The organism is Streptomyces sp. (genome assembly GCF_036566765.1).
Classification (GTDB): domain Bacteria; phylum Actinomycetota; class Actinomycetes; order Streptomycetales; family Streptomycetaceae; genus Streptomyces.
In genome coordinates, this window is the sequence record NZ_DATCVQ010000699.1 from 1 (window position 1) to 4,085 (window position 4,085).

Here is a 4,085-nt window from a genome sequence, read left to right on the forward strand (position 1 = left end):
GGACGGGGTGCGGCGCGGGTGGTGCGCGTCCAGCCAGTACGCCGGGTGGTCGCCGGCCGCGGTCACCAGCGGCAGCTCCGCGAGGTCCTCGAGCGAGACGGTGGGGCGGGCGGCGAGCGGGTGGGCGGCGGGGACGAGGAGGACGCGCGGCTCGGACCACAGGGCGGGGCCGGTGGTGAGGTCGGGCTCCCGGACGGGGAAGGCGGCGAGCTGGAGGTCGAGCGCGCCCTCGCGCAGCGCCCCGAACGCGCCGTCGAGCTGGACCTCCTGGATGTCGACCGCGCAGCCGGGGACCTGGAACTGCGCAGCGGCGCGGGCGACGCGCTCGCCGCCCCACGGGGTGACGAAGCCGACCCGGAGGGTCGTCGCAGGTCCCCGCGCGGCGGCGGTCGCACGGGCGAGTGCGGCCTCGATCTGCTCGCGGGCCGGCCGGAGGTCGTCGTACAGCCGCCGGCCCACGTCGGTGAGGCGCACGGTGCGGCTGGTGCGCTCGAACAGCGGCGTCCCGACGCGGCGCTCGAGCTTTTTGACGGTCTGGCTGATGCGGCCGGTGGTGACGCCGAGGCGTTCGGCGGTGCGGCCGAAGTGGAGTTCCTCGGCGAGCTTCAGGAACGCCTCCAGTTCGATGCGTTCGAGCACCGGCACCGCCCCCCGATCGTTGAATGCGGCTAAACGACCGTTCCATTCTCTCACCTTGATCGGCCGCCGGGCCGGGCGGAGGCTGGTGCGTACCGCCCCGTCGCGAACCACCCCGTCCCGCCTGGAGGATCCTCCGCCGTGTCCGCCCCTGCCCGTACGTCCTCCCCCGCCGCCGCCCACGGATCCGTGCCGGTCCTGGCGTTCGCCGTCGCGGGCGGGGTCACCGTCGCCAACCTCTACTTCCCGCAGCCGCTGCTCGACGCCGTCGCGCGCGGCCTGGACGTGTCGGCGCAGACGGCGGGGATCGTCGCGGCGGCCGCGCAGTTCGGCTATGCCGCCGGCCTGCTGTTCCTGGCGCCGCTCGCCGACGCGGTGAACCTGCGCCGCCTGACGTCCGTGCTGCTCGCGCTGACCTGCGCGGGACTGCTGGTCGCGGCGGCCGCGCCGAACGCGGCGACCCTCGTCCTCGCCACCCTCGCACTCTCGACGACCACGGTGCTGCCGCAGATCCTCACCCCGGTCGGCGCGTCGCTCGCGGCCCCGGAGCGCCGGGGGCACGTGGTCGGCCTGATCGGGCTCGGGCTGACGCTCGGCTCGACCCTGTCCCGCACGGTCTCGGGCGCGGTGGCGGATCTGAGCGGGAGCTGGCGGGCCGCCTACCTGGTGGCGGCCGCGGCGACCGGCGCGCTGCTGCTCGTCCTGCCGCGCAGGCTGCCCGCCCGAAGGATCCCCGCGGCGACCGGCGCACGGATGTCGTACGGCCGGTTGCTCGCCGGGCTGCCCGGGCTGCTCGCCGCGCACCGTGAGGTGCGGGTCGCGGCGCTGCTGGGCGCGTCGGTGTTCGCCGCGTACAGCGTCTTCTGGGCGGCGCTGTCGTTCCATCTGGCCGCGCCGCCGCTGGGTCTGGGCGCGGGGGCGGCGGGGCTGTTCGGCCTGGCGAGCGTCCCGGCCGCGCTGCTGTCGGCGGCGGCCGGCAGGCTCGCCGACCGGCACGGTACGAGCGCGGTCAACGCCGGGGCGTTCGGCTGCGTCGCCGTGTCGCTCGCCGTCATGGCACTGCTGCCGCACTCGCCCGCCGCGCTGGCCGTCGGCTGCAACCTGCTGGTGCTCGGCACCAGCGCGAGCCAGATCGCCTCCCAGGCCCGGGTCCTCGCGGTGGGCCGGGAGGCCGCCGCGCGGGTCAACACCGTCTTCATGCTGGCGTCGTTCGGCGGCGGCGCGCTCGGCACGCTCACCGCGTCCTGGCTGTACGACGCGCACGGCTGGACCGCGACCCTGCTGGCCGCGGCGGGATTCCTGGCGGTCGGCGCCCCGGCCCTCGTACGGCCCGTGCGGTCACTCGCCCGTGGCGCCGTCGATCCGCTCGCGCAGCAGGTCGGCGTGGCCGTTGTGCCGCGCGTACTCCTCGATCATGTGGCCGAGGATGTAGCGCAGCGAGTAGGTCTCGCCGCGGAAGTGCGTGACGGCGTCGAGGGAGGCGGCGGCGTCGACGACGGCGCGGGATCGGGCGCACTCCGCGCGCCAGACGGCGAAGGCCTCGTCCGGGTCGGCGTCGTCGACGTCGAAGTCGGCGAACTCCGCGGCCCCGGGGGCGGTCCAGGGGCTCCGGCTGTCCTCCCCGGCGAAGATGTCGCGGAACCAGCTGCGCTCCACTTCGGCGAGGTGCCGGACCAGGCCCAGCAGAGAGAGTCCTGAGGGCGCGACGGCTCTGCGCCGGAGCCGGTCGGCGTCCAGGCCGGCGCATTTGAGGGCGAGGGTCTCGCGCTGGAAGTCGAGCAGTCCGGTCAGCGTGGCGCGCTCGTCGCCGGCGTAGGGCGGGGCGGTTCGTCGATCTTCGTTCATCGGATCATCATGGCAGCGCGACGGGCGAGTTCAGGCCCCGGTGTGCACATGGGCGGCCCAGCGGCTGGGGGTGGCCGGATAGCGGTCGCGCAGCTCGACGAGCGTGCCGGTGAGGGCGTGCGCACCGCTGCCGCCGCCCGCGGCACGGCGGGCGTGGAAGCCCTCCGCGACCGCCGCGGCCGCCGCGTCGGCGACGGGCCACAGCGTGCCGACGACCTGCCGGTACCCGCAGAGCTGGAAGGCCGCGGTGATGTGCACGGCCTCGTCGGCGAGGCGGTAGGTCGTGACGCCGGTGCTGCACGCGGACAGATAGGCCAACTCGGCGTCCTGGAGGCGTAGTTCGGCGAGCGCGGCGACGGTGAGCGGGCGTTCGACGTGGTCGGCGAGGAGCAGTCGGCTGGCGGACGGGTCGATCGGGTCGGTCAGGCCGTGGCAGACGAAGTGCGCGACGCCGTGCCGGGGCAGGGCGTCGAGCACGGCGGATGCGGTGGCGGCGGGGCCCCTGAGCACGGTGACCGGCCCGGCGGGACGCAGCAGCTCGGCCACGCGGGCCGCCTCGGTCTCGGCGTGGCCGAGGCGTTCCGCGTGCGGGGTCTCGGGCAGGGTGACGACCAGCGTCCCCGCGGACGGCGGGGCGGCGGGGCGGGTCCGGGCGTGCGCCAGGGCCCGCAGCGTGGAGGTGGTGGAGGAGACGGTCCGGTCGAGGAGGGTGGCACGGCGGCGGCCGGCGGGCGGTTCCTCGCGGTGCCGGCCGGCCGCGTGCAGCGGCAGGGACGACAGGAAGCCGACCGGGCACCACCACAGGCGCGGTGCGGGCCGGTCGGCGGCGCCGTCGACGCCGAGCCGCTCCAGTACCGGGGCGGCCACGGCGTCCCAGAGCCAGGCGAGGGTGTCGTGCAGCTCGCGCTGGGCCCGCTCCTGGGCGGCGAAGGCCGCGAACGCGTCGTCGTCCGGCTCGTCGTCGGCGGCGAGCACGGCCCGCAGCCGTTCGGTACGGGCGCCCGCGTCCTCGGCCACGAGGTCCGGCAGCGGCACGACGGCGACCGGGTTCTCGGGGGGCGCGGCGGGGTCGAGGATCAGGGCGTCGGACCGCCAGGGGGTGGCGTAGAGGAGGACGACGGGACCGTCGGCGGCCGCGTCCCTCAGCTCGGCGAGCGACGGCCCGGCCAGGAAGTCCGCATGTCCGGGCAGGGCGCGGACGCGGGCGAGCAGTGCGGTCCAGCGGGCGCCGTGCCGCAGCCGCTGCTCGGCCGAGCCCTCGGACAGGGCCGGGCTCCTCTGCAGGCGCAGCTCCTCGAACTCGGCGGCGAGTTCGGGATGGTCACGACGCAGGGCGGCGAGGGGAGCGTCCGGGGTGCGCAAGGCGTCGGCGGCCAGCACGCCCCGGGTGCGTTCGAGGAGTTCCACGGCCCGTCCGGGGCGGCCCGCGGAGACGGCGGCGGCCGCTGCGGAGGCGGCGAGACCGGCGGTGCGGCGCAGGGTGTACTGCCGGTCGCGGCGGGCCAGCTCGCGCGGGGCGACCAGCGGGAGCAGCTCGACGGCCGTCTCGTACGCGGCGAGGGCGGCTTCGGCGTCACCGCGCTCCATGGCCCAGTTGCCGGCCC

The 4,085-nt window shown here is 76.7% G+C and carries 3 protein-coding genes and 1 pseudogene; 1 reads left to right on the forward strand and 3 read right to left on the reverse strand.

The genetic code is table 11. From position 1 onward, the window contains the following. The coding region (locus tag VIU94_RS40325; RefSeq protein WP_331919892.1) for a LysR family transcriptional regulator at window positions 1–639 on the reverse strand (639 nt) is incomplete at its 3' end. Between the two features lie 186 nt (window positions 640–825). On the opposite strand from VIU94_RS40325, the pseudogene VIU94_RS40330 reads away from it, so the two are divergent. Beyond that, window positions 826–1,947, forward strand: a pseudogene (locus tag VIU94_RS40330) (MFS transporter); the annotation flags it as partial. Window positions 1,948–1,974: 27 nt separating this feature from the next. Here the strand turns inward: VIU94_RS40330 and VIU94_RS40335 are convergent. Continuing rightward, on the reverse strand, window positions 1,975–2,481 hold the full coding sequence (locus VIU94_RS40335; RefSeq protein ID WP_331919894.1) for a DinB family protein: 507 nt from the start codon (window positions 2,479–2,481) through the stop codon (window positions 1,975–1,977). Window positions 2,482–2,511: 30 nt separating this feature from the next. Then, window positions 2,512–4,085: CHAT domain-containing protein (locus tag VIU94_RS40340; protein ID WP_331919896.1), on the reverse strand; the 1,574-nt coding region annotated here is incomplete at its 5' end.

Coding starts and splice junctions, on each gene's coding strand:
- VIU94_RS40335 (WP_331919894.1), bottom strand. CDS start 2,481: ATGAACGAAGATCGACGAACCGCCCCGCCCTACGCCGGCGACGAGCGC.